Origin of the sequence: Paenimyroides baculatum (assembly GCF_008629655.1) — a bacterium.
Taxonomy (GTDB): Bacteria; Bacteroidota; Bacteroidia; order Flavobacteriales; family Flavobacteriaceae; genus Flavobacterium; species Flavobacterium baculatum.
On the sequence record NZ_VWSG01000003.1, the window covers coordinates 284,183 to 310,553 of the forward strand.

Sequence of the window (26,371 nt, forward strand, 5' to 3'; positions counted from 1 at the left end):
AAATCTTATTTAAAATTGTTATGACTGTGTCAAAAAAAATACAGAAGAATTTTTCTCACTTGAAAACAATTCAATATCTGCCTCGATGGATTATTCTTTCTATTGATATTGCTATTGTAATTTTTTCTGCTGTTATAACACACTTTATCTTAAAAGGAATTGGTATTGATTTTCAACCAATTATACAAGCTCCTTTTGTATTTGCCCTTTTTCTTTTAGCTCATACCTCTCTATTTTGGTACTTTAAAACATACACCGGAATTGTTAGGCACACTACTTTAAACGATGCAGCGAAATTGTTTTTTGTTGAATTACTATGTTTTCTGTGCCTTTATATTATAAACACCGTTGTTGATCTAATTTACGACGGACGCTTATTTTTAAACACCCAACTGTTAATTAGTATTGCCATTACTTATGGTTTGCTCCTAATTTTCAGATTACTTGTAAAAATATGTTTCGATTTCTTTTCAGAGTACTCTAACGATAGTAACCAATACATAAAAACAGTAATTTACGGAAGTGACGACCGTGCCATTGCTGTAGCAAATGCAATTATTGCAGAAATACCAAAAAAATACAAATTGCAAGGATTCATAAATCCGCATGCAAAGAATTCGCACAACCGTATTTTAAATGTGCCTGTAATAGCTAAAACACGTAAAGTACCTGTTTTGGTTAGACTCTTAGGAGCAAAAACTTTAATTATTGCCGATGAAAATCTTACTAAAGACGAAAAGATAGAGATTATTGAAGACTGTTTAAATTACAACATTAAAGTTTACAATTTACCGCGTTTAACTGATATTAACGATCAGAAAAAGGTTGCTTCAAACATCAGAAAAATTAAAATTGAAGATCTTTTAGAACGCAAACCAATTGTAATAAACAACACCCAAATATCAGATCAAATTAAAGACAAAGTTGTTTTGGTTTCGGGCGCAGCAGGATCTATCGGAAGTGAAATTGTTTGGCAGATAGCGGCATTCAATCCAAAAAAACTGATATTATTAGACCAGGCCGAAACACCTTTGCACCACATTTCGTTAGAAATATCAAAATGTAATACCACTGCAGAAATTATCTGTATTATTGCTGATGTTCGAAATTACGATTCATTAGATCGCGTTTTCAATGATTACAACCCAGATATAGTTTATCACGCAGCTGCATACAAACACGTTCCTTTAATGGAAATGAATCCGCAACAGGCAATTTTCACGAATGTTTTGGGTAGTAAGTACATGGCAGATTTATCGCTAAAATACAAGGCAGAACGTTTTGTAATGGTCTCAACAGATAAAGCCGTGAACCCGAGTAATGTTATGGGAGCCAGCAAACGTATTGCCGAAAAATACGTACAATCGCTGGCGCAGAAACTTAAAAAAGAAAACAACACTACAACGAAATACATTACGACACGTTTTGGTAATGTATTAGGATCTAATGGATCTGTTGTTCCATTGTTTACAAAACAGATTGAAAATGGTGGACCAATCACGATAACACATCCTGATATTATCCGCTATTTCATGACGATTCCTGAAGCTTGTCAGTTGGTTTTGGAAGCTGGATCAATGGGTAACGGAGGTGAAATTTATATTTTTGATATGGGGAAACCTGTTAAAATTATTGACCTTGCCACAAAAATGATTAAATTAGCCGGTTTGGAACCGCAAAAAGATATTGAAATAAAAATTGTGGGCTTGCGTCCGGGTGAAAAATTGTATGAAGAACTGTTAAATGACGGATCAACTACCTTACCAACTCATCACGAAAAAATTATGATTGCGCAGGATATAAATGAAGATTACGATTTTATATCAACCCAAATAGAAGATTTAAAACATTTATCGGCAGCTTATTTAGTTTTAGATACTGTTGCAACGATGAAAAAGATTGTACCGGAATTTAAAAGCTTGAATTCTACTTTTGAAAAACTAGATTAAATATTTATGAAAAAAATAATTTTACCTATCGTAGTAACTACCGCCCTGTTAACTTCCTGCGCCTCAAGAGAAAAGATTGCTTATTATCAAAATATCGACAATACTGAAATCATCAACAAAAAGTTTGAAACTACCATTAAAACAGACGATTTGCTAATGATCATTGTTTCGGCTCAAGACCCTATAGCAGTTCAACCTTTCAACCTTACAACCAATTTAAGTGTTGACCCTGTGAACCAAGCAGGTGGCGGACAAATGCAACAGCAATTATATTTAGTTGATGATAATGGTGCGATTGACTTTCCCTCCTTAGGAAAAATCCAAGTAGGTAACAAAACAAAAGAACAGATTGTTCAAGATTTACAGACAAGAATATCAAAATACGTAAAAAACCCTATTGTAAATTTACGTATCATGAACTACAAAGTAACTGTTCAGGGCGAAGTAAAAATGCCGGGAACTCACCGTATAACATCAGAAAGAATTACTTTATTAGAAGCGATTTCATTGTCAGGTGATTTAACAAATTATGGTAAACGTGATAATATTTTGGTTTTACGTGAAGAAAATGGAGAAGTAAAATCTCACCGTGTAGATTTAACCAAAGCAGATTTCATAAATTCGGATTTTTACTATTTAAAACAAAACGATGTTGTGTATGTAGAACCAAACAAAGTCGCTGTAAATTCATCTGCTGTTGGTCCAAATATATCCATTTACTTATCCGCAGTATCTTTATTATTAACAACAGTAGCCATTATACTTACAAATTCAAACAAATAATGACAGAAGACAAAGACAATGTTATAAACTTAAAAGAAGAATTATTTAAGTATTTAGCACACTGGCGCTGGTTTATTTTAAGTGTTTTTGTAACACTTATATTGGCATTTCTTTATCTGAAATTCACTCCAAAAAGTTATAGTGTTGCTACAAAAATTTTAATTAAAGACGAAAAAAGCAATGATTTAGCTAATCAGTTGAGTGCTTTTTCTGAAATGAGCATGCTGGGTAATTCTAAAAATAATATTGAAAATGAGGTTGAAATTTTAAAGTCGAGAACTTTAATATACAACACCTTAGATTCGTTGAATTTAAACATTCAGTATTTAGATATTTCTGACGTAATAGAAAAAGATCTTTATAAAAAATCGCCTATTCAGGTTTTATGGAACAACGATCATATTACTAAAACAGTATCTATTGAATTAACTGACATTGACGGGAGTGCTTTTAATGTTTCTGTCAACGATACTAAAGTAGGAAAAGCTAGTTTCGGCAAAAACATATCGAGTGAATTTGGGGCGTTTGTTGTTAACAAGACCGGAGCTTTAAACGAATTGACGCAAGTAAGAATAAACATCTACCCTAAATTACAGCATGCAGAAACATACAGAAATATATTAAGTGTTGCACCCGCAAGTAAAACATCAAGCGTTATCGATGTTTCTATTATCGATAAAACACCTGAAAAAGCTGCTGATTTCTTAAACACGTTGGTTTACAATTACAATTTAGGCGGGATAAAAGACAAACGTTTTATTTCGGAAAGCACTTCTGATTTTATTTCAGATCGTTTAACGTTGATTGCTACAGAACTAGGTGATGTAGAATCGCAGGTTGAAGGTTATAAGAACACAAACAACTTATCGGATATTGAAACCGAAGTAAAACTGTATTTGGATAATTTATCCTCTTTTGAAAAATCTGTTTTAGAAAACGAAACTAAGATAAATATTGTAAACAGTTTAATAACACATATTAGCAGAGCAAAACAAGACGATTTGGTGCCGGGTGGTTTATTAACAGAAGACACCGGCTCTGAAAGCATTATTCAAGAAATTAACCAGTTGATTCTTGAAAAACAAAAAATGTCTGTTAGTGCTACTCCTGAAAATACTAATTACATTCGCTTGGAAGATCAAATTCGTTCGTTAAAATCGAATTTACTGGCAAGTTTACGTAGAAATTTAAGTTCGCTTCAAATTGTAAAAACCGATTATAAACGTCAGGAAAACGAAATGCAGTCGAAGCTTTCTCAAGTTCCACGTCAGGAAAGAGAATTCAGAATTATTGACCGTCAGCAAAAAGTAAAAGAAGCTTTGTATCTGTTTTTACTTCAAAAACGTGAAGAAACCAATATTACATTGGCAGCAACAGATTTGAATGCTAAGGTTATTGATAAAGCCATTCCAACAGACAAACCTGTTGCACCAAAAACAATGATTATCTTGTTGGCAGCCCTGGTTTTAGGAGCAATTATTCCATTTATAATTATCTATATAAAAAATCTTCTTGATACAAAAATTAAGACCCGATTTGATATTACTGACAATTCAGACATTCCGTTTTTGGGAGATGTACCAACATCAGACTCAAGCGGAGAATTAATGGAAATAGGCAGCAGATCAAGTGCAGCAGAAGCCATTCGTATTGTAAGAACCAATTTAGACTTTATTTTATCTGAAAAAGCTGAAGAAGAATGCAAAGTGATCTTTTTAACTTCAACCATTTCAGGTGAAGGTAAAACGTTTGTATCGGCTAATTTAGCTGCAACATTTGCTCTTTCTGGTAAAAAAGTATTATTAATTGGTTTCGATTTACGTAATCCTAAATTATATGAGTATGTTAAAGTAAACCCTTTAGGAGTTTCAAACTATATCTCATCTACCAATAAAACACTAAACGATTATATTGTTCCTGTGGAAGGTTATGAAAGTTTTGACGTATTATCGTCTGGTTCGATCCCTCCAAACCCGACAGAGATTTTAATGAACAAAAAGATTAAAGAAGTTTTTGACACATTAAAATCTCAATATGATTATATTATTGTTGATACCGCTCCGGTTAGTTTGGTTACAGATACCTTATTAATAAGCAAATATGCCGATGCTACTATTTATGTGGTTAGAGCTAACAAGATCGATAAAGATATGTTGAGAATACCTAACGAATTATATAAAGACAAAAAACTGAATAAACTTTCGTTGGTTTTAAATGATTCTGATGTAACCAAAGGTTACGGTTACGGCTATGGTTACGGCTATGGTGCACACGTAGAAAAGAAACCTTTTTGGAAGATTCTTTTAGGAAAGAAGTAAAAAAAACGGGACATTTAAAAATGTCCCGTTTTTTTTATTGTTTAAAGAAACTATTCTTGATTAAAAGAGCTTCAAACGTATCTATATTTTTGAGTTTTATTTCGGCGTTAAATGCGTTGATGTGTTTTTGATGATGCACATCGCTACCTGCAAAATCGTACATATTTTCTTTTAAAAGATAATCGGCAATAGCGGTAATACCACTTCCATAATAATTTGTACTGCTTAACATATTCATTTGAAACAAGCAGCCTGCATTTTTTAAGCGTTTAAAACTGTCGTAATCGTTTTTATAAAAGTTGTAACGTTCTGGATGTGCCAGTACTGGTTGATAACCTTGCGAATTCAATTCCATAATGATTTCATACAACTGTATTGGCGGATTGATGTACGACATTTCTATCAACACATAATTATCTTTCAGCGTCAACAATTTTTCGTTTTCTAATCGCTTTAAAAACGAATCATCAATTAAATATTCTGATGCTACTCTTAATTCGCTTTCAGACATGTTTAATTCTGTTCTAACTTTTTCGTACCGATCTAAAATCTGATCTTTTGTGTTTTCCCAAACTAAAGGAGTTGTGTGCGGAGTCGTGATAAACTGTGTAAAACCAAACGAATTTAAATCGGCAATTAAGCTTTTAGTTTCCTGTAATGATTTTGATCCATCGTCTAATCCATACAAAAGATGTGAATGAATATCAATGAAATTCTGTGGTATAAGTTCTTTAAGTGTTTTCTTCTTTTTAAAAAAACCAAACATGTGTTATTTTTTTAAGGTTTGCAAAGGTACTATTTGTTCATTTCTACGCAAAAACAATACCATTATATAACCCAAATTTAACACAATTAATGGTGCGGCAACCAAAATTAGTTCTAACCCCATAAATACCAAACTTATAGCCGTAAGAAGGATTGCTAAAATTAATATTTTTTTATTTTTCATTACCAATCCAATAAAGAATAGCGGATTAAAAAAAAGTATCAATGCGTTAAACTGTAGTTCAGCATGGTTACTATATACACTAACTGCTACTAAAAACAAGCTGAAAATTGCAGTTATGAAAAAGTATATCAGTATGCATTTTTTATTAAAGATGCCTATTAATGCAATTACAACAATAACCCATAAAGTGTAAATTGAGTTTAGTGAACTTTTAGTATTTGTATTATCTATCTTATTTATGATTTGTTCTGATTTTAAAATGTTTTTATTGAACGTAATTCCATCTTTTAATTTTATGGGTAAAAACATTAAATCGGCAGTTTTATTGGTTGAATATCCAAAAAGAAGATTAATTCCCAATTTTTCGAAATAATGATGATCTAATCCTTCATTCAAGATATATCTGTACGAATGATTGTTCGATGGAAAATCTGCACTTAATGGTTTTTCAACCGACTTATTTAGCACATCAACAACCTTTGTAGTACAGTTGTTTCTGATAAATCCGTAGGTATAATATCGATCATTCCCTTTTAACTGTCGATTTATTTCTACCCAAATTTTTGATTTTTCAGTAGATGACAAATTCAAAACCTGTTCAACCACTTCCCTATTATCAACCGTATAATTGTATAAAAAATCGTCAGACGAATCTATATCTAAATAATAAAGCAGGTTGCCTTTTACAAATTTTGCTAAAAAATTAGGCGTTCTAAAATCGAACATTCCCCAATTATAAACCACATCTAAATTTTGATCAACATCTTTAATTCGCAATGCCGTATGACCAAAAAGCGTGTGCATTTCGTTGGCAGTTCCGCAAGTTAATACACTAATTTCGGCATTTTCTGATAAGGTTTCGGGTTGTGCTGCAGCAGTTATAAAAGAAAAACAACAAATCAATAATACTATTTGCTGTTTAAATTTTGATACTAAATTATTCATTTGACTTTGTAAAAATTCCTAAATCTAATTTCAGTGAGAAGATGTTTGAGTAAAGTGATGCACTTTGATCGCCAATATCGGTTAACGCGTAATCTACCTGAATTCCTTTGTATTTAAATCCTAAACCAACGTTGGGCTGAAAGGTAACTTTTTCAGAATTATCGATCTGCATTTCGTTCTGAAAATTACCAACACCGGCACGTACAAAAACCATTTTATCGTATCCGAACTCAAAACCTGCCGATGGCTGAATACTGAAAGAAGATGTTGAAATTACTGCATTTGTCTGATAAAATTCGGTATGAAGCACAGCCGCAGCCGTTAAATTGAATTTTTCGGTCAAAGCAAAATCTCTGGCAACACCCAATTGTAATTTAGGCAAGGTAAGTTCGGTAGTTTCCGGTAACGTTTGATTTTGACCTTCAACCGCGCCTTTAATCTTTTCAAATTCGGCTTCGTTAATATTCCAAACATTGTAAGTTGTGGTAATATCGCGCGCCATTAATCCAAATTTCCATTTTTCGGTATGATACTGTAAACCAACATCTAAACCAAATCCCCACGATTTTGCAAAATCGCCAATTACCCGACGAACAATTTTTGCATTGGTACCTAACGATAAACCTTGAACCGACAATTTTCGGGCATACGATATATTAAAAGCATAATCGCCAGCAGAGAATAACGAAATTCTATTATAGTCGATGTTTCCGTTTTGATCGATCAATTCAGTCGTATTCATGATATCATCTACCCCAAAACGAATTGCAGAAATTGCCAGCGCACTTTTATCATCAATAGGCATCGCAAAGGCAGCATAATCGTACTGTGCTATGTTTGCAAAGTAACTTGCGTGCATTAAACTGATCTGTTTATCTTGCAAATGAATCAATCCTGCCGGATTCCAATAACCCGAATTCACATCGCCAGTTTGTGCAATAACGCTATTAGCCATACCAAATGATGCGGCATCAACCCCAATATTTAAAAACTCGTTAGAATATTTTCTTGCAGTTTGCGCCTGCGTTAAAGCCGTACCAAAAAGTAAAGGCAATAGTAAAAAACGTTTTTTCACGTAGATAATTTTTACAAATATTACAAAAATTTACAATATATAAACTCAAAATACTTACAACTTATTGTTTACTTTTGTTTTTATAATAAAATTATACAATTGATGACAATAAAAAAACACATTCCTAATGTAATTACACTTTTAAATTTATTATCGGGGTTAATTGCGTTAGTTTATGCTTTTGACGATAACCTGCAAATGGCTTTTTTCTGGGTTTGCTTGGGGATTTTCTTTGATTTTTGGGACGGATTTGCAGCACGCGTTTTAAAAGTTTCCAGTCCGTTGGGCGTTCAGTTAGATTCTTTGGCAGATATGGTAACATCGGGCGTTGTTCCTGGAGTTGTAATGTATCAAATGCTGGCACATATTCAGGAAAATTACGAACAATACACCATTACCGAAGATACTTTTTACATGAAACTGGTACCGTTTATTGGTTTTGTAATTACTTTGGGAGCTTGTATGCGTTTGGCAAAATTTAATATTGATACCCGCCAAACCGACAGTTTTATTGGCTTACCAACACCGGCAAATGCGTTGTTTATATTGAGTATTCCACTAATAATGAACACTACGGAAAGTGATTTTGTTTTCAACTTTTTCAGCAATCCGTATGTTTTGGTTGGAATAAGTTTATTTAGTGCATTTATTATGAATGCCGAATTACCACTTTTTTCATTAAAAACGAAGAACAAAAATTTAAGCGATAATAAATTAACGCTGTTGTTCTTGGGAATTTGTGCGTTACTGCTATTATTCTTTCGATTTGAAGCTATTCCGCTAATTATAATCTTTTATATTATACTTTCAGTTATTCTGAATAAAACAAAAAAATCGGTTTTATAACCGATTTTTTTGTTACTTAAATTGATAAAAAATATAAAAGCTGAAGATAAATCTTCAGCTTTTTGTTTTGTGGTACCTCCAGGAATCGAACCAGGGACACATGGATTTTCAGTCCATTGCTCTACCAACTGAGCTAAGGTACCGAGTATTAAACTCTGTAATTTTGTGGTACCTCCAGGAATCGAACCAGGGACACATGGATTTTCAGTCCATTGCTCTACCAACTGAGCTAAGGTACCGAGTAATTAAACTCTGTATTTTTGTGGTACCTCCAGGAATCGAACCAGGGACACATGGATTTTCAGTCCATTGCTCTACCAACTGAGCTAAGGTACCGTTTTGTTAGGTAAACTACCTCTCAAAAGCGATTGCAAATATAGTAGCTTTTTTTAAACATTTCCTAATCTTTTCAAAAAAAAATTTATCTACCTTTGTTGAAATATGCCTGATAAATTATGATTATTTGTATTGATGTTGGTAACACACGTACTAAAGTTGCTGTGTATGAAAACAGTACGCTGCAACAGTTAATTATTACCAATAACGAAAAATTGATAAAAAATATATCAAAACAGATTCAAGGAATAGAGAATTGTGTCGATATTATCTTGTCATCGGTTGGTGATTTATCTTTGGAAACTATTGAAGACCTTAAAAAACTGGGTAATTTAATTACTGTAACGCACGAAACGTTTCTTCCTTTTAAAAATTTATACAGTACACCTACCACTTTAGGAATCGATCGAATTGTTCTGGCAGCGGGTGCAACATTAAAATATCCAAACCAAAACAGACTGGTGATTGATGCCGGAACCTGTATTACCTACGATTTTATTAATAGTTCCAATCAGTACCATGGTGGTGCTATTTCTCCAGGCATCGGGCTTCGATATAAAAGTTTGAACGATTATACGGCAAATCTGCCTTTAGAAAAGATTTCAGAACTACATCCGTTCGTGGGAAATTCAACGGCTACCTCTATTCAATCGGGAGTTTTAAACGGCGTAATTGCAGAAATTGAAGCCTTTATAGATCATTTTAAACATCTCGATGAAAATTTAACAGTAATTTTAACGGGCGGAAATTCCGAATTTTTGGTAAACCGTTTAAAAAATAGCATCTTTGCCAATCCGAACTTCTTATTAGAAAGTTTATTTTTATTACATCAACACATTGTATCAAATGATTAAAAAAATTATATTGGGAGTAGCTTTAGCGGGTATATCAAATACTTACGCACAACAAGGTACCGCTTCTCCTTATTCTTACTATGGTTTTGGCGAGAAACATTTTAAAGGATCAAACGAAATAAAATCTATGGGTTCTTTAGCTGTTTTTACTGACAGTTTACACATAAACACGTTGAATCCGGCTTCATACTCGAAACTGCAAGCTACAACTTTCTCATTAGGTGCATCTTACAAATCAACCGACTTATCAAACGCAAACAGTAAAGAAAAAACTACAAGCGGGTCTTTTGATTATCTGACAATGGCTTTTCCGGCTGGCGATTTCAGGGTTGCTGTAGGTATTATGCCGTATTCTTTTGTGGGATATAATATTCAGAATACAAGCATTAACGACAAAGGAATGACTCAAGCAAATCAACTTATTGGCGAAGGTGGTTTAAACCGTACGTTTTTAGGTTTAAGTTATAAAATCAATAAAAATTTTAGTATTGGTGTTGATGGAGCTTATATTTTTGGTGATACCGAAACTAGCGCTATAACATTTATAACCGATAATGGCGAGGGTGTTCCTTTAGATCGCGGAAGCCGTTTACGTAAAAAAAACAATTATAGCGGACTTGCCGTTAATGCCGGTTTAAATTTTGAACAACCTTTAAACAACAAATTGTCTTTATTTGCAACTGCTACCTTTAGTCCTGAAATGAAGTTGAAAAACGATCAGGAAAGTATATTGGCAACCGTTAAAGCTGACAGCAATTTAGGTTTTGTTGAAATTGATTCTAGAACGACTACAGATTACGATGAAAAAATGTTGTTACCAATGAATTATTCTATTGGTGCAGGTATTGGCAATCATTTAAAATGGTTTGTTGGTGCAGAATACACGGCAACACAAACATCAAAATACAACAATTTCTACAAGTACGAAAACGCACGTTATAACGATTATATGAAGATTGGATTAGGTGGTTTTTACACTCCGAAATACAATTCATTTGAAAGTTATTTTGAAAAGATTTCGTACCGTGCCGGTGTAAATTACGAAAATACAGGTTTGGTTATAAACAATCAGGAAATTAAAGGTTACAACGCAAACATTGGTATTGGCTTACCTGTTCCTTTCAGTAAAACTATGATGAGTAATTCTAATATCAATATTGGTTTTGAATACGGACAAAAAGGTAATACGAATATGGGCTTGATTAAAGAAAATTACTACGGCGTTCACGTTGGTTTTTCTTTTAGCGATGTTTGGTTTAAACGCAGAAAATTTAACTAATTGAAAAAATATTTTGCACATATTATAGTATTTGCTTTTATATTTTCTGCTTGTAACAACGATTTAAAAGACATTCAGAATTTAAACAAAAAGCAATTGTACCCTACCGGCGAAGCAGATTCCATAAATGTTAAATACACGGATTCTGCCAAAATAAAAGCCGAACTTTATGCTGTAAAAATGTTAGATTACGGAAAGGCAAAGTATTCGTTTAACCACTTTCCAAAAGGTATAAAGGTTACGGTTTATGACAGTAACAGAAACAAAAATTTTATAGTTGCAAAACAGGCAACTGTTTATAATAAAACGGGAATTATTAATTTGGTGGGCGATGTTAAAATTACGTCGCACGACGGTAAAGTAATGCAAACACAGCAAATGTATTATGACCAAAAGAACAACTGGTTTTTCACCGAACATTACTTTAAGGTTACCGATAAGAATAAAAGTTTTTTTGAAGGAATCGGTGTTGATTTCGATCAAAATTTTAAAATTGTAAATGCACAGCAAAACCGTGCCGAACTAAAAGACGTTAAAGATGAAAATTTATAAAATTATAGCTTACATTTATTTAGTATTTGCCTTGTTTTTTATTTACGAAGCATACCGTGCATATAGCAGTGGCGAAGATTATTTAGTAAGACTTTTGTTAGCTGGTATTGCAATTTTTATGTTTATATTCAGGTTGCGAAGTATTAATCGTTTGCCTCAAAACAGACAATAGCTAAATGATAACTTTTGGATTTATATTTCTTAGTATTGCCGTATTAATCTGTTCTGGATTAATGGTTGCTTATTCTAACGCAAATAAAATCTACCTTAATTTAGAGTCTAAAAAAACAGACGCCGACAATCATTATTTAAAAACAGTTACCGAACAACCTCGATTATTTATCGGCGCTTTAAAAGTTGGTAACAGCATTTTTATAACCGTTTTAAGTCTGCTTTTTTTCACTACTTTTCTAAATTCGTATGAATTTGACGATTTATGGAAAGTATTACTTTTTCTATTTCTGCTGTATATTATTTCTAAATTTATTCCGCAAGCCTTTGTAAAACCGTTTGCTAACGAAATTATCCTGACAGCAAAACCGTTTATTCAGGTTATCTTAAAACTTTTCGGAACCATTGCACAGTTTTTTATTTCGATAAGCGAAAAATCTTTAGAACGAAAATATCCTTACGCAAAAGACACCGAATTCAACCTTTTAAGCACCGGCGATTTAGGTACTTACATTTCCCAACAGATACAAGCCAGCAGCCAGCAAGAGCAATTAGAAAACGAATTCGAAATTTTAAAAAACGCCTTGTCTTTTCCTAAAGTTAAGGTAAAAGAAATCATGACTCCGCGAAACGAGTTTGAATACATCAATGAAAATGACGACATTGAAATCATTCGTAAAAAGTTTGTAGACACAGGTTTTTCTAAAGTCTTGGTAATTAACGATACCAGCGAACACTTTATTGGCTATCTGCACACTTACGATTTACTGCAGCTGCAACAACCTATCGAAGATTTTATTCGTCCGTTCGTTTATGTTTATGATGATCTTTTAATTAAAGATTTGTTGAATACCTTAACCATTCGTAAAAAATCGATTGCGCTTGTAAAAAATACCGATAACGACATTATTGGTTTGGTTACTTTAGAAGATATTATCGAAGAACTTTTTGGTGAAATTACCGACGAACACGATGATACACTGATCGCAAAACAGATTTCGGATACCGATTTTATTTTTTCGGCAAGTTTGGACATAGACGATCTAAAAGAAAAATTCGATTTAGTAATTCCAGAATCAGAACATTATCATTCTTTAGGCGGATTTATCTTTCACTATTTAAAACGTCATCCAAAAGCAAAAGAAACAATTACTATTAAATCGTTCAAAATAAAAATTTTGGCAGCTACAAACACCCGAATTAAAACGGTTGCGCTAACTAAATTACAATAATGCATCAAAAAAAGATGCATTTTTTTTTATTCCCTTTTTTTATTTAACAGATAATTGTATTTTCGCTCATTGAAAAAATTACACATTATATAAAATGGCAGTTTTACAGAAAATTAGAGAGAAATCTGGTTTACTTATCGGAGTAATCGGATTAAGTTTATTCGCTTTTATTATTGGCGGTTTGTTTGAAGGAGGCATTAATTTTACTTCTCGCAATGTTGGTGAAGTAAATGGTGTTGCAATTTCGGCAGCCGACTATTCTAACAAAATTCAGAATTTAGAACAAAGTGGTCGTGGCAAAGGTTCGCAACTGCACAATCAGGTTTGGTCGAACGAAGTTCGTACTATTTTGTTTACCGAACAGTTAGATAAAGCTGGATTGCGTTTAGGAAAAGATCAATTGATAAATGTTTTAAAAACAGATCCAAGTTTCGCTCAAAATCCTCAATTCTTAAATGATGCAGGTAAGTTCGATATCAACAAATTCAACACCTTTTTAGCTCAAATGAAAGCACAAGGTCCACAACAGTGGAATGCTTGGTTAGCTTACGAAAAACAGTTAGAAACAGTTGCAAAAGAGCAAATGTACCTTAACATGATTAAAGGTGCAATTGTTACAACGACTGCCGAAGCTAAAATGGTTTACAAAAACGAAGCTACAAAAGTATCTTTTGACTATGTTACTATTCCTTTTTCTTCAATTAACGACGATCAGGCAAAAGTAACTAACGATGAGATCAACGCATACGTTAAAAAACACGCTAAACAGTTTAAAACTACACCTTCACGTAAGGTAGAATATGTTTTTGTTGCAAACAAACCTTCTCAAGAAGATGAAGCTGCATCAAAACAAATCATCGACGATTTATTGAAACCATCGATTGTTTTCAACAAAACAACAGGTAAAAACGACACCATTTCAGGTTTTGCAAAAGCTACAGATATTAAAGCATTCGTAAACCAAAATTCTGATGTTCCTTTTGATTCTACTTACTACGCAAAAGAGCAGTTACCGGTAGAACATGCAGAAAAATTATTCGCTGCACCAACAGGTTCAATTTACGGTCCGTATTTATTTAACGATTATTATGCGGTTTCTAAAGTTGTTGCGAAGAAAAACACAGCAGAAACTGTTGACGCTTCTCATATTTTAATTGCTTACAAAGGTGCAGACAGAGCAGACGCAGCAGTTACTTTAACAAAAGAAGAAGCAAAAGCAAAAGCGGAAGCTTTATTGAAACAAGCACAAGGAGGTGCAGATTTTGCTGCTTTAGCTACAGAAAACACAAACGATACCGGTTCTAAAGCAACTGGTGGTAAATATCCAAACATCAACAAAGGACAAATGGTTCCAAGTTTTGATCAGTACATCTTTAATAATCCGGTTGGAAAATTAGGAATGGTAGAATCTGATTTTGGTTTCCACGTTTTAAAAGTTGATAAAGTAAACGAAAAAGAAGGTGTTCAATTGGCAACTATCGCTAAAAAAATTGAATCATCTACAAAAACAGAAGACCGTATTTATGCACAGGCTAACAAGTTTTTAGAAAGTGTAGAAAGCAACAGCAACGATTTCGCTAAACAAGCAACAGCACAAGGTTTGGTTTCGTTCCCTGCTACAAAAATCGATCCTTTTGACGATCAGTTGACTGGTGTTGAAGGAACACAAGCTGAAGCTATCCGTTGGGCATCTAACAAAAAAACAAGCATTGGCAATGTTAAGAAATTTGATTCTGCAGACGGATATTTAGTTGTTAAATTAGTTAGCATCAACGATTCTGAAGTAATGGATGCTGATGATGCACGCCAAACTGTTGAGCCAATTTTAATTAAAGAGAAAAAAGCAGCGATTATTCGCAAGCAAATGGCAGGAAATACTTTAGAAGAAGTTTCTAAAAATGCGAAGGCAGGAATTGTAAATGCTATTGAAGTTACAGGTGCAAACCCAATGGTTAACGGTTTTCAAGAGCCTTTGGTTGTTGGTGTAGCGTTAGGTAAAAAGCCAAACGAAACATCAAAATTGATCGATGGCAGTAACGGAGTTTACATGGTTAAAACTAAAAATATTACTAAAGCAGTTGATTTGCCTAACTACTTAACTTACAAACAAAAAGTAAGAACAAACAACCGCCAAATGGCTCAAAACATGGTTTTCAGCGCATTGTATCAAAATGCAAAAATCGAAGACAACCGAGCTAAAGTTTTACAATAAAATTTAAGTGAGTATAACATATAAAAGTCCGTTTTAAAACGGACTTTTTTTTATCTATTAATTTGCTATTTTTGTAGCAACAAACTAATAACAAATGAAAGCATACGTATTTCCCGGACAGGGTGCCCAATTCGTTGGAATGGGTAAAGATTTATATGAAACATCGGCAGTTGCAAAAGAATTGTTCGATAAAGCCAATGAAATATTAGGTTTTAACATTACCGAAATTATGTTTAACGGTACCGATGAAGAATTAAAACAAACCAAAGTAACACAGCCTGCGGTATTTTTACACTCGGTAATTTTAGCAAAAACCTTAACCGATTTTAACCCAGAAATGGTTGCGGGACATTCGTTAGGAGAATTTTCTGCCTTGGTAGCAAACGGAACGCTTTCTTTTGAAGATGCTTTGCAATTGGTATCAAAACGAGCAATGGCAATGCAGAAAGCCTGCGAAATTACTCCATCTACCATGGCTGCAGTTTTAAATTTAGATGATAAAATAGTAGAAGATATTTGTGCGTCGATTGACGGTGTTGTGGTAGCAGCAAATTACAACTGTCCTGGACAATTAGTGATTTCAGGCGAAACAAAAGCGGTTGAGCTAGCTTGCGAAAAAATGAAGGAAGCCGGTGCAAAACGAGCATTGATTTTACCTGTTGGTGGTGCATTTCACTCACCAATGATGGAACCTGCACGCGAAGAATTGGCTGCTGCTATTGAAGCTACAACTTTTAATACACCAACTTGCCCAGTATATCAAAATGTAACGGCGAGTGCAGTTTCTGATCCTGCTGAAATCAAGAAAAACTTAATCACGCAGTTAACTGCTCCAGTTCGTTGGACACAATCTGTGCAGCAGATGATTGCCGACGGAGCTACATCGTTTACCGAAGTTGGTCCTGGTAAGGTTTTAATGGGCTTGATTAATAAAATCAATAAAGACGCAGAAACTATAAAAGCTTAAACTTAAAACGACTTCAAAAGCAGAAGTCGTTTTTTTATATCTTTAAATAAAAATAGTTATGAAGTTTTTAAGTTTGATATTTTTTCTTACATCAACTCTAACCTATTCTCAAACGATAGATTTAAGTAATTGGGTTGAAAGCAAAAAATCAATTGATAGATATAAACATCCGCAAAACGAAATATCTTATATAATTATCAATGACAGTCTTAATTACAGAATTTCGAAACAAACTTCACCAACAATAATAGGTGATTCAATACCTTTTTCAGATGAATTTATTGAAAGTAAAATAGGTAAAAACTATGGCGGTCGTATTGTCAAAAAAGTATTTAATGGCTATTTCCTCTCATATTTAAATGGAGAACATGGTAGTGATTTTTATTTCATTTCAAACGATGGAAAAAAAGCTTACGAAATGGAATCTATCAGACACGCGAAATATTTCTTTGAGTTAGAAGGTGAGTTGTTTGTTGCATGTGGGCTTTCACATTTAGCTTTATCACGAGGCTCTATTTATAAACTAAAATTTAAAAGAAAATGGAAAGCTACCTATGTTGAAAATTTAGAAGCTTCCCCTAAAATTGTCTTTAAACATCTTCAAAATACATATATTATAACTCATGAAAAGATGCTTACAATAAATCAAAACGCTTCTTTAAATACCATTTTAACCTTCCCTTTCAATATAGGAATATTCTATCCTACCTCATCGGTTATTATTAAAAATGATTTATATATTGCAGTGCGTTCTGGTGTTTTAAAAGTTAAGAACTTTAGTTACAAACCAACGTTTCATTGGCTTGAAGAAAAAGAATAAAATTTATATATGATCCCAAAATTACGAACTGTAACAGTTACCCGATATATTACGCCTTTGCGTGAAGGCGGCTCATTACCCGCTTTGGCTGAAGCGTGCGATGATTTTAAATATGTGATAAAATTTCGTGGTGCAGGTCACGGTGTTAAAGCGTTGATTTCAGAATTATTGGGCGGAATTATTGCCCAATATTTAGGACTACCTGTTCCCGAACTGGTTTTTATTGAATTAGACGAAGCTTTTGGGCAAACCGAAGGTGATGAAGAAATTCAAGATTTATTGAAATTCAGTAAAGGATTAAATTTAGGTCTGCACTACCTTTCAGGCACTGTTACGTACGATGTTGCTACAAACGATTGTGAGGAATTATTAGCATCAAAAATTGTGTGGTTAGACAGTTTTATTACCAATGTTGACCGTACGTTTCGCAATACCAACCTGTTGATCTGGCATAAAGAATTATGGCTGATAGATCACGGTGCATCGTTTTACTTTCAGCATTCATGGGATAATTGGAAGAAAACATCTGTAACGCCTTTTCCGTTAATAAAAAATCACGCGCTTATTAAAAAAGCAACCAAATTGCAAGAGGCGCATACCGAATTCATTGGGAAATTGAACAACAATGTACTGCGTGAACTGGTAAACATTATTCCCGATGAATTTCTAAACTGGCAGGAAGGTCCAAGCAACGAAGAAATTCGCGAAGTGTATTATCAATTTTTGTCGAACCGATTGGCGCATGCCGATATCTTTCTAAAAGCTGCTCAAGATGCAAGATAAAGTTGTTTACGAATATGCTGTAATTCGAGTTGTTCCAAAGGTTGAACGCGAAGAATTTATAAATATCGGTTTGATTTTATTCAGTAAAAGAAAACGATACATTAAGTTTGATTATCAAATTCCCGAAGAAAAAATAAGAAGTTTTTGCAACGAATTCGATTTAATTCAATTAAAAGAAAATTTAGAATCGTTTGCTAAAATTTGTTCAGGAGCTAAAGACGGCGGACCAATTGCTGCATTAGAAGCCGATGAAAAATTTCGATGGATTACTGCTGTAAAAAGTTCAAGCATTCAATCATCTCGTCCTCATCCTGGTTTATCGGCTGATTTAGATGCTACTTTTCATAATTTGTATAAAGAATTGGTTTTGTAACTTACATAAAAAAAAGTCCTCAATTGAGGACTTTTTTATGTTTTATTCTACTCTGAATGATACTTTACAGATAACACCATAAGTTGAAATTTTACCATCGTTTACGTGGCATTTCATATCTTTCACATAAACAGAATCAATATTTCTTATTGACTTAGATGCTTCTGCAACTGCTTGTTTAACTGCATCGTCAAAACTTATTTCAGATTGAGCGATTACTTCAATTACTTTTACAATACCCATTACAATTATTTTTTAAATTTATTAAATGTAATAAAAAATCAGAATATTATAATACAGTCATTAATATCTATCATAAAAAAACTCCTAAATAAATTTACTTTATCAGGAGCTTTTAAATTTTAAAATACTTTTTCTACTATTCTTCTACTACTTCAGCATCAGGTGCATTATTCATAACCGATTGGATACCGTTTTGGCAACCTGCCAATGATTCGTACATTTGGCTTGAACCAATGATTTGACCATTTGTAGCTTTTAAATTGAAATAATGTTTTCCGTTTTTAGCTTCTAAAGTTTCAAATTTACTTTCGTCTTGGCTGTTTTTCTTTACAGATTCAATACCATTCATACAAGCTGCTTTGGTTGTGTAACCTTCGCTCGATAAAATAATTTGTCCGTTAGTAGCCTTCAAATTAAATTGAAACTCTTCGTTTTTTCTTTTACTTACAACAAATTTGCCCATGTTTTTGTTTTTAAAATTAATAAATGAATTTGTTTTAAATCTTATTTAATAAAATCTAAAACCGTTGAAGTTATAAAATCAATCTGATCTTTTTCTAATTCGGTATGCATTGGTAAAGCAATAACCTGATCTGCAAACATATTGGTTACCGGAAAATCGGCATCGTTATAGCGAGCATCGGCATACGCTTTTTGTTTGTGCAACGGAATTGGGTAATAAATAGCACACGGAATTCCTTTTTCCTGCAAATGAGTTAAAAGTGCATCGCGTTTTCCGTTGGTAATTCTCATAACATATTGGTGAAAAACGTGATCGTCTCCATCAATATCAAATGCAGGTGTAATAATGTTTTCATTCACAGAAAAAGCATCGTTATAAGCCTTCGCAGCATTTTTTCGTGCCGTATTATATCTATCTAAAAGGGGTAATTTTGCATTTAAAACTACTGCCTGAATACTGTCTAAACGCGAATTCACTCCCACAACATCGTGATGATAACGTTCGTACATTCCGTGGTTTACAATTCCTCGAATAGTATGTGCCAAATTATCATCATTTGTAAAAATCGCTCCGCCATCGCCATAACATCCTAAATTTTTAGAAGGAAAAAACGACGTTGCGCCAACATGACCAATGGCTCCTACTTTCGTTTTGTTACCGTTTGCCGCCATATAATTTGCCCCAATTGCTTGCGCGTTGTCTTCTATCACAAATAAATTATGTGCTGCGGCAACTTCCATAATCGCATCCATATTTGCGGCACGACCGAATAAATGAACCGGAACAATTGCTTTGGTTTTTGCTGTAATAGCTTTTTTAATAGCTTCTACCGATATGTTCATAGAATCTTCTTCCACATCAACCAAAACGGGAATCAATCCTAACAACGCAACAACTTCAACCGTTGCAGCAAAAGTAAAATTAGCAGTAATAACCTCATCGCCCGGTTTTAAACCTAAGCCCATCATTGCAATCTGCAAAGCATCGGTTCCGTTGGCACATGGAATTACGTGCTTTACGCCCAAATACTGCTCTAAATTCTTTTGAAATTCATGAACTTTTGGTCCGTTAATATAGGTTGTAGTATCCAATACTTCCTGAATACCTGCATTTACAATTTCTTTTATATCATCGTATTGACTTTTTAAGTCAACCATTTGTAGTTTTTTCATTGTTGAAAATTTGTTACGCAAAGGTAAAAAAACCGCTCGAATTATTTTATAATTAGCCGTTTAAAACAACATTTTTTAAAGCTTCTAATGCTTTTGGATAGATGTTCTTGAAATAGTCTAAATATTCATCTATTACATCAATATCAACTGTAACTTTTGTGCTGCCATTACTTTCTGTAAAGGTATAATTTTCGTGACCTCCCGCCCATTTTTCGACCATTTCACCAGTGGTCACTTCGGTATCGCCCTGAACAAAACCATAATGGCGAACAGAAACAAATACTGCCGGATTGTTCTCTTCAACCTGCGAAATCATACCTGCCTTCTCTCCTTTTTCATCGGTTCCTACAAAATAAATCTTGCTACCTTTGTTCCAGCTGCCTTCGTAAGTTGATGTTGGATTAAAAACCGATGCCCAGCTTTCATAGGTGCTTTTATCTTTCAAACCAAGCATTGCTTCATAAACTTTCTGCGCAGATGCCGGGATATCAATTGTAAACTGTAATTTTTCCATAATATTATTTTTAAACGTTAAACTGACGTAAATGATGATCTAAATGTTTGTAATACATGGTATTCCATTCTTCGGCAGTCATTTTTCCGAACGAAAAATTTTCTTTTCCCTCAAAATGTGTCGATCCTAACTGTTGTGCCTTATTAATGTTGGCAATTAAAATGCTTTTTTCGTGTTCAAAATCGCGTTCGTTACTAATTACAAATGCAGGTGCTGTTTGTTCGTTTTGTTTATACGGTTTTGGACTTGTAACAATCTTTTTTACAAAATTTTTCATGATCAGTTTCATGAAAAAATTCGGCTTTTTAAACTTTTCAGGTTCAAAAGTGTACGCATACGGCACATTACAGTGCGCAAGCATTTGTGCAACATCCATTGTTCCCCATTGTCGCTGGGTTGTAGGCTGCAAATTGTTAATTCTGCCAATTATTTCATTCGTAACATCAACAGTAAAAATGTTCTTAATCATTGTTTTAGTTTTATTTCAAATATACAATTTAGTACGATTTGAAGTATTTCTTGAAAATAAATTTTAGATGATTTTTTAACGATCTGTGTCAGGTAAAGGATTTCGCTTAAAAACAAATTCTTACTTTTGTAAACAAATCATCCCGAATGAAATTTCTTTATCAGTTAGGCATCAATTTAGCGGCACTTTTACTGCCTGTTTCCCGATTTTTCAGTCCGAAAATGAAATTGTTTGTCGATGGCAGAAAGCAATCATTTGCTATTTTAGAGAATCAGATCGATAAAAATCAAGAATACATTTGGTTTCATGTGGCATCGTTAGGCGAATATGAACAAGGTTTGCCGGTGATGGAAGAAATCAAAGCGAAATATCCCGAATACAAATTATTACTGACATTTTTTTCTCCGTCTGGATTTGAAATCAGAAAGAACAATAAAATTGCCGATATTACTATTTATCTTCCGTTAGATACAAAGCAGAATGTGAAACGTTTTTCGGATCTTGTTCAGCCTAAAATGGTGTTTTTTATTAAGTATGAATTTTGGCCGAATTATCTGCGCGAATTAAAAAATCGCAATATTCCTACCTATTTAATTTCAGGGATTTTCCGTAAAAACCAATTGTTCTTTAAATGGTATGGTGGCTTTTACAGAAATGCTTTAAAAAGTTTCAATCACTTTTTTGTTCAGAACGATACATCTGCTCAACTGCTTAAATCGATCAATTTTACTAATTCAAGCGTAAATGGTGATACCCGTTTTGATCGTGTGGCACAAATTGTGGAACGCGTAGAGCCTTTAGATTTTATTGCAGAATTTAAAAACAACACCACAACAATTGTTATTGGCAGTTCATGGATCGATGATGAAAATGTTTATCTGCCCTACCTTAATAACAGTGAAAACATAAAATTTATTATTGCACCGCATAATATTAAGGAAGAAGAAATTACACGTTTGATTTCTAAAATTGATAAAAAAACGATTCGATACAACAATTACAAAACCGAAGATTTAAAAGATGCCGATGTTTTTATTATTGATACTATTGGAATTTTAACGCAGATTTACGCCTATGCCGATATTGCTTATGTTGGTGGTGCTTTTAAAACCGGATTGCACAATATTTTAGAACCCGCAACTTATGGAACGCCTGTAGTTATTGGTCCAAAGTATTCAAAATTTCAAGAGGCAAAAGATTTGGTTGCATTAGGAAGTTGCATTGTTGTGAACAATACAGAAGAATTATCAGCAACTTTTAATCGCTTAATTGCTGATGCTGATTACAGAAATGAGTTAGGTACAAAAAACAGGGAATTTGTATTGAAAAACAAAAATGCCACTAAAGTTATTATGGATTTATTGGAAATAAAAAAGTATCATTTTAAAAGTATATAGTAAAATTGACATTCCGCCAGCAACAACCACAAAATTATATTTTTTAAAAAACCAGCTTATTATCTGAATAACAAAAAAGAAAATAGAACTGTTAATACAAAAGCTTAACATCTTTAATTTTTCATCTGAATATAATTCTTTATCAATTTTTGCTAACATCAGATGATTATAAATTTGATACAACTGTATTAAAATTACAATAATCAAGACAAAATTTAAAATCAAACTTATTACAGCGTATTTTTTATTAACGTATAGCATTTTTGCGTTTTGAATAATAATGTATTAAATAAAATATCGATGAAAAAAGAGGGATTATAAAGAAAGAAACAAAAACTAAAAGTTTAATACCTAAATTCTCTCTTTGATCTTTAGCTAACACAATCATAGCCCAAAAAGCAGTAATTAAACCCAAAAGAATAAAAAGTTGCCAAACAAACATTATAGTACCAATACTAAAATCGTTAATTAATTTTTCCATAATTTTAAGTTTATTTTCAAAGATATGATAAAATTCGAACTATTAAAAACCGAAACCATTCCTGCAATTGTAAACCTAATGATTGATTTTTATGCAATTGACGGTTATCCGATCAATAAAGAAACCACTACAAACCTGTTTTTAGAATTTGTAATTAAACCAGAAGCCGGTAAATGTTTTGTAATTACATACAACAACGAAATTTGCGGTTATACCATTTTGGTTCAGGTTTTTAGTTTTGAAATGAGCGGAAATGTGTTGTTGTTGGATGAATTGTATATCGACAATAATTACCAGGGAAAAGGAATCGGTAAAAAAGCAATGGAATTTATCAAACAATTCGCACAAGAAAACAACTATAAAAAAATTGTTTTAGAAGTTGAGCCGCACAATCTACGCGCCATTCAGTTATATGAAAAAGAACAGTTTAAAAAACACAAACGCGATTTAATGATTTTTCCGTAGATCTTTATCCAGCAAAAACAAGAACCCAAAACCAATTACATAACAAAGTAGATCCCACCAAGAGAACGATGTTCCTATAACAATTCGCGCTAGCTTATTATCTTGTAAACCTAAAACGTTTACCAGTTTAAAATACTGACCAATTTCTACAGCAAAAGAAAAAGCCAAAGTAAACAACGTAATGTAAATAGGCTTGCAGTTTACAAAAGCCCTTATAAAATAATACACAAACCAAACTACAATAATGTCGCCAACAAACGGACGAATAAAATTATCGTGTACAAAAAGTGCAATGCAAACTTCTACCGCAAAAATGACCAGCATTAGTGTAAAATAGCGCAAATTAAATCTTAAAAACTTCATAAATGCAGGCTAATAAACATCAAACATAAAAAAATCGTTTTAAAATTCGTACCTTGGGCATTCAAATTTTTCACTCTTTTAACAAATCTAAAAAATGAAAAAATTACTACGAGCTATCGTATTATTAGTTTCGTTTCCAATTTTTGCCCAACAAGGCGGCATGTGGGTTCCTTCTTTATTAAAAGGAATGAACGAAAAGGAAATGAAAAGCCTTGGAATGAAAATGTCGGTTGCCGATATTTACGATGTTAACAACTCCAGTTTAAAAGATGCTGTTCCGCAATTTAACGGCGGCTGTACTGCAGAAGTTATCTCATCTAAAGGATTATTGCTTACAAACCACCACTGTGGTTACGGCGAAATTCAATCGCATTCAACGGTAGAACATGATTACTTACAAGACGGTTTTTGGGCAAAATCTTACGAGGAAGAATTACCAAACCCCGATGTTGAAGTTACTTTCATTGTAAGCATTCACGATGTTACCAAAGAAATAATGAACAGTGTTGACGCTATAAACGGCGAAGCTGAAAAGAAAGCAGCGGTTCAGAAAAACATCAACGATTTACAGAAATCATACAAACGCGAAGCTTGGCAAAGCGTTATGATTCGTACTTTTTTTGAAGGAAACCAATATATGTTGTTTGTAACCGAATCTTTTGAAGATATTCGTTTGGTTGGCGCACCGCCATCATCAATCGGGAAATTTGGATCGGATACGGATAATTGGGTTTGGCCACGTCATACCGGCGATTTTTCTTTGTTTAGAATTTATGCCGATAAAAACAACCGACCTGCAAAATATTCAAAAGATAATGTGCCTTACACGCCGAAACACTTTTTACCAGTTTCGATTAACGGTGTAGAACAGAACGATTTCACAATGGTTTACGGTTATCCGGGCAGAACGCAGGAATACCTTCCGTCTTTTGCTGTGGAACAAATTGTGAACGATTTAAATCCGGCAAAAATTGAAATCCGTGATAAAGCCTTAAAAGTTGCTGATGGATTTATGCGTCAGGATCAGGCAATCAAAATTCAGTATGCTTCAAAATATGCAGGAATTGCAAACTATTGGAAAAAATGGATTGGCGAAAGTCAAGGTTTAAAAAAATCGAATGCCATTGCTGTTAAAAAATCGTTCGAACAAGAGTTTTTAAAACGTGCACAAGAAAAAAATAAAATGAACGAATATGGTAATCTATTGCCACAGTTCGAAAAAATCTATAAAGACATTACTCCTTATACATTAGCACGCGATTATTTCCAGGAAGTTACCTTACGTAATAACGAATTGCTTTCGGTAGGTTTCCGTCTGTATCAGTTAGAAAACGCTTTTACAAAAGGTGGCGAACAAGCTTTTAACGATCGTAAAGATAATTTAATTAAAGGGTTAGAATCTTTATATAAAGACTATAATAAAGATGTTGATCACGGAATTTTCAACGAAACAGTGAAATTGTACGGAACAAAAGCTCCGGCAAACCTTACGCCTGCTTCAATTAAAGATAAAGATTATGTTGCTTTAGGTAATGATATTTATAGTAAATCGGCATTGACATCTTACGACGGATTAAAGAAATTAATGAATGGAAAAGCTGCTGATGTTGTTAAAAACATGCAGAAAGATCCGGGTTATGTATTAGCAAAAAGTTTAGCAGCAAATTATTTTGATAATGTTGCACCAAGCTACGATAAAATGGCGTTGGAATTAGAAAGTTTGCAGCGTACTTATATGAAAGCACAATTGGAATTGTTTCCAGATGCACGTATTTTCCCAGATGCAAACTCAACTTTACGTGTTACTTACGGAAAAGTAAACGGCTATCAACCAAGCGACGCCGTTACTTACAGCCATGTTACTTATTTAGACGGAGTGATTGAAAAATATGTTCCGAATGATTATGAGTTTGATGTTCCGCAAAAACTGATTGATTTATATAACACCAAAGATTTTGGATCGTATGCAGATAAAAACGGAAAATTACCTGTAAACTTTATTGCAACAAACCATACAACTGGCGGAAATTCTGGTTCGCCGGCAATTGATGCTCATGGTAATTTAATAGGTTTAAATTTTGACCGTGTTTGGGAAGGAACAATGAGCGATATTCATTACGATCCGGCTATTTGTAGAAACATTATGGTTGATGCACGCTATATTTTGTTCGTTATTGATAAATATGCGGGAGCAAAACATCTGATTGATGAGATGAAAATAGTAAAACCTAAAGAAACAAAGAAAACAAAGCGCTAAGACACAGCTTTTTACACACCAAAAATATTTTATAAAAAAAAATACAAAAAAATATTGTGGTATTAAAAAATTCATATCTTTGTAGAGAATTAATAATTAACTT

The 26,371-nt window shown here is 33.3% G+C and carries 26 protein-coding genes and 3 tRNA genes; 16 read left to right on the forward strand and 13 right to left on the reverse strand.

Annotated elements, in window-relative coordinates; all coding sequences use genetic code 11:
- Positions 1-20: 20 nt before the first annotated feature.
- From F0460_RS05940 to F0460_RS05950, 3 genes are read left to right on the forward strand one after another with little or no spacing between them, the layout of a single operon-like run.
- Positions 21-1,949, forward strand: coding sequence for a polysaccharide biosynthesis protein (locus F0460_RS05940; protein ID WP_150011228.1), 1,929 nt, complete (start codon positions 21-23; stop codon positions 1,947-1,949).
- 6 nt (positions 1,950-1,955) lie between these two features.
- Positions 1,956-2,732: a polysaccharide biosynthesis/export family protein gene (locus tag F0460_RS05945; RefSeq protein ID WP_150011230.1), complete on the forward strand. Its 777-nt coding sequence runs from the start codon at positions 1,956-1,958 to the stop codon at positions 2,730-2,732.
- On the forward strand, positions 2,732-5,050 hold the full coding sequence (locus F0460_RS05950) for a GumC family protein (RefSeq protein ID WP_150011232.1): 2,319 nt from the start codon (positions 2,732-2,734) through the stop codon (positions 5,048-5,050). Before F0460_RS05945 ends, F0460_RS05950 begins: the two co-directional genes overlap by 1 nt.
- A 34-nt stretch (positions 5,051-5,084) precedes the next feature.
- Here the strand turns inward: F0460_RS05950 and F0460_RS05955 are convergent, their stop codons facing one another.
- The 3 genes from F0460_RS05955 to F0460_RS05965 are packed head-to-tail and all read right to left on the reverse strand — an operon-like array spanning position 5,085 to position 8,019.
- The gene (locus F0460_RS05955) at positions 5,085-5,816 is read right to left on the reverse strand and encodes a tyrosine-protein phosphatase (protein ID WP_150011234.1); all 732 of its coding nucleotides are present in this window, start codon (positions 5,814-5,816) and stop codon (positions 5,085-5,087) included.
- A gap of 3 nt (positions 5,817-5,819) precedes the next feature.
- Positions 5,820-6,944: a lipoprotein N-acyltransferase Lnb domain-containing protein gene (locus F0460_RS05960; RefSeq protein WP_150011236.1), complete on the reverse strand. Its 1,125-nt coding sequence runs from the start codon at positions 6,942-6,944 to the stop codon at positions 5,820-5,822.
- Positions 6,937-8,019, reverse strand: a complete 1,083-nt coding sequence (locus tag F0460_RS05965; protein ID WP_223810775.1) for a putative type IX sorting system protein PorV2 — start codon at positions 8,017-8,019, stop codon at positions 6,937-6,939. The genes F0460_RS05960 and F0460_RS05965 overlap by 8 nt, the downstream gene beginning before the upstream one ends.
- A 108-nt stretch (positions 8,020-8,127) precedes the next feature.
- Between F0460_RS05965 and F0460_RS05970 the strand changes: the two genes are divergently transcribed.
- The gene (locus tag F0460_RS05970) at positions 8,128-8,865 is read left to right on the forward strand and encodes a CDP-alcohol phosphatidyltransferase family protein (protein ID WP_150011434.1); all 738 of its coding nucleotides are present in this window, start codon (positions 8,128-8,130) and stop codon (positions 8,863-8,865) included.
- Between the two features lie 70 nt (positions 8,866-8,935).
- Here F0460_RS05970 and F0460_RS05975 read toward each other — a convergent pair.
- From F0460_RS05975 to F0460_RS05985, 3 genes are all read right to left on the reverse strand, one after another.
- Positions 8,936-9,008, reverse strand: a tRNA-Phe gene (locus F0460_RS05975).
- Positions 9,009-9,031: 23 nt separating this feature from the next.
- Positions 9,032-9,104 (reverse strand) — tRNA-Phe (locus tag F0460_RS05980).
- Positions 9,105-9,128: 24 nt separating this feature from the next.
- A tRNA-Phe gene (locus tag F0460_RS05985) sits at positions 9,129-9,201 on the reverse strand.
- 119 nt (positions 9,202-9,320) lie between these two features.
- On the opposite strand from F0460_RS05985, the gene F0460_RS05990 reads away from it, so the two are divergent.
- The 9 genes from F0460_RS05990 (at position 9,321) to F0460_RS06035 (ending at position 18,444) form a co-directional block, all read left to right on the forward strand.
- A complete protein-coding gene (locus F0460_RS05990; RefSeq protein WP_150011240.1) occupies positions 9,321-10,055 on the forward strand; it encodes a type III pantothenate kinase in 735 nt (244 codons plus the stop codon).
- Entirely contained in the window at positions 10,048-11,334 is a 1,287-nt protein-coding gene (locus F0460_RS05995; RefSeq protein WP_150011242.1) for a hypothetical protein, read from the forward strand. The genes F0460_RS05990 and F0460_RS05995 overlap by 8 nt, the downstream gene beginning before the upstream one ends.
- Complete coding sequence (gene lptC / locus F0460_RS06000; protein WP_223810776.1) at positions 11,335-11,886, forward strand: LPS export ABC transporter periplasmic protein LptC; 552 nt, start codon at positions 11,335-11,337, stop codon at positions 11,884-11,886. It abuts the gene before it with no gap.
- A gap of 176 nt (positions 11,887-12,062) precedes the next feature.
- Positions 12,063-13,289 (forward strand): transporter associated domain-containing protein, encoded by a 1,227-nt coding sequence (locus F0460_RS06010; RefSeq protein WP_150011246.1) that lies wholly within the window; start codon positions 12,063-12,065, stop codon positions 13,287-13,289.
- Between the two features lie 94 nt (positions 13,290-13,383).
- On the forward strand, positions 13,384-15,501 hold the full coding sequence (locus tag F0460_RS06015; protein ID WP_150011248.1) for a peptidylprolyl isomerase: 2,118 nt from the start codon (positions 13,384-13,386) through the stop codon (positions 15,499-15,501).
- A gap of 94 nt (positions 15,502-15,595) precedes the next feature.
- Positions 15,596-16,468: an ACP S-malonyltransferase gene (fabD, locus tag F0460_RS06020; protein ID WP_150011250.1), complete on the forward strand. Its 873-nt coding sequence runs from the start codon at positions 15,596-15,598 to the stop codon at positions 16,466-16,468.
- A 58-nt stretch (positions 16,469-16,526) separates the two neighbouring features.
- Positions 16,527-17,288, forward strand: a complete 762-nt coding sequence (locus F0460_RS06025) for a hypothetical protein (RefSeq protein ID WP_150011252.1) — start codon at positions 16,527-16,529, stop codon at positions 17,286-17,288.
- 9 nt (positions 17,289-17,297) lie between these two features.
- Complete coding sequence (locus F0460_RS06030) at positions 17,298-18,071, forward strand: HipA family kinase (protein WP_150011254.1); 774 nt, start codon at positions 17,298-17,300, stop codon at positions 18,069-18,071.
- Positions 18,061-18,444, forward strand: coding sequence for a DUF3037 domain-containing protein (locus F0460_RS06035; protein ID WP_150011256.1), 384 nt, complete (start codon positions 18,061-18,063; stop codon positions 18,442-18,444). Before F0460_RS06030 ends, F0460_RS06035 begins: the two co-directional genes overlap by 11 nt.
- A 42-nt stretch (positions 18,445-18,486) precedes the next feature.
- Here the strand turns inward: F0460_RS06035 and F0460_RS06040 are convergent, their stop codons facing one another.
- The 5 genes from F0460_RS06040 to F0460_RS06060 form a co-directional block, all read right to left on the reverse strand.
- A complete protein-coding gene (locus tag F0460_RS06040) occupies positions 18,487-18,687 on the reverse strand; it encodes a dodecin family protein (protein ID WP_150011258.1) in 201 nt (66 codons plus the stop codon).
- Between the two features lie 136 nt (positions 18,688-18,823).
- Positions 18,824-19,150 carry a YegP family protein gene (locus tag F0460_RS06045; RefSeq protein ID WP_150011260.1) on the reverse strand — a complete coding sequence of 109 codons (327 nt, stop codon included), beginning with the start codon at positions 19,148-19,150 and terminating at the stop codon, positions 18,824-18,826.
- Between the two features lie 41 nt (positions 19,151-19,191).
- On the reverse strand, positions 19,192-20,322 hold the full coding sequence (locus F0460_RS06050; RefSeq protein ID WP_150011262.1) for a DegT/DnrJ/EryC1/StrS family aminotransferase: 1,131 nt from the start codon (positions 20,320-20,322) through the stop codon (positions 19,192-19,194).
- 52 nt (positions 20,323-20,374) lie between these two features.
- Positions 20,375-20,836, reverse strand: a complete 462-nt coding sequence (locus F0460_RS06055; RefSeq protein ID WP_150011264.1) for an SRPBCC family protein — start codon at positions 20,834-20,836, stop codon at positions 20,375-20,377.
- 10 nt (positions 20,837-20,846) lie between these two features.
- Positions 20,847-21,305, reverse strand: a complete 459-nt coding sequence (locus F0460_RS06060; RefSeq protein WP_317132138.1) for a DUF1569 domain-containing protein — start codon at positions 21,303-21,305, stop codon at positions 20,847-20,849.
- Positions 21,306-21,451: 146 nt separating this feature from the next.
- Between F0460_RS06060 and F0460_RS06065 the strand changes: the two genes are divergently transcribed.
- Positions 21,452-22,702, forward strand: coding sequence for a 3-deoxy-D-manno-octulosonic acid transferase (locus tag F0460_RS06065; protein ID WP_190304103.1), 1,251 nt, complete (start codon positions 21,452-21,454; stop codon positions 22,700-22,702).
- Between the two features lie 247 nt (positions 22,703-22,949).
- Here the strand turns inward: F0460_RS06065 and F0460_RS06070 are convergent, their stop codons facing one another.
- Positions 22,950-23,183 carry a hypothetical protein gene (locus F0460_RS06070; protein WP_150011266.1) on the reverse strand — a complete coding sequence of 78 codons (234 nt, stop codon included), beginning with the start codon at positions 23,181-23,183 and terminating at the stop codon, positions 22,950-22,952.
- Between the two features lie 24 nt (positions 23,184-23,207).
- On the opposite strand from F0460_RS06070, the gene F0460_RS06075 reads away from it, so the two are divergent.
- Positions 23,208-23,648 (forward strand): GNAT family N-acetyltransferase, encoded by a 441-nt coding sequence (locus F0460_RS06075; protein WP_150011268.1) that lies wholly within the window; start codon positions 23,208-23,210, stop codon positions 23,646-23,648.
- Here F0460_RS06075 and F0460_RS06080 read toward each other — a convergent pair.
- Positions 23,631-23,972, reverse strand: coding sequence for a ribosomal maturation YjgA family protein (locus tag F0460_RS06080; RefSeq protein WP_223810777.1), 342 nt, complete (start codon positions 23,970-23,972; stop codon positions 23,631-23,633). The genes F0460_RS06075 and F0460_RS06080 overlap by 18 nt on opposite strands.
- Before the next feature lie 133 nt (positions 23,973-24,105).
- Here F0460_RS06080 and F0460_RS06085 point away from each other — a divergent pair, with 133 nt between their 5' ends.
- Positions 24,106-26,268 carry a S46 family peptidase gene (locus F0460_RS06085; RefSeq protein WP_150011270.1) on the forward strand — a complete coding sequence of 721 codons (2,163 nt, stop codon included), beginning with the start codon at positions 24,106-24,108 and terminating at the stop codon, positions 26,266-26,268.
- The last annotated feature ends 103 nt before the right edge of the window (positions 26,269-26,371 follow it).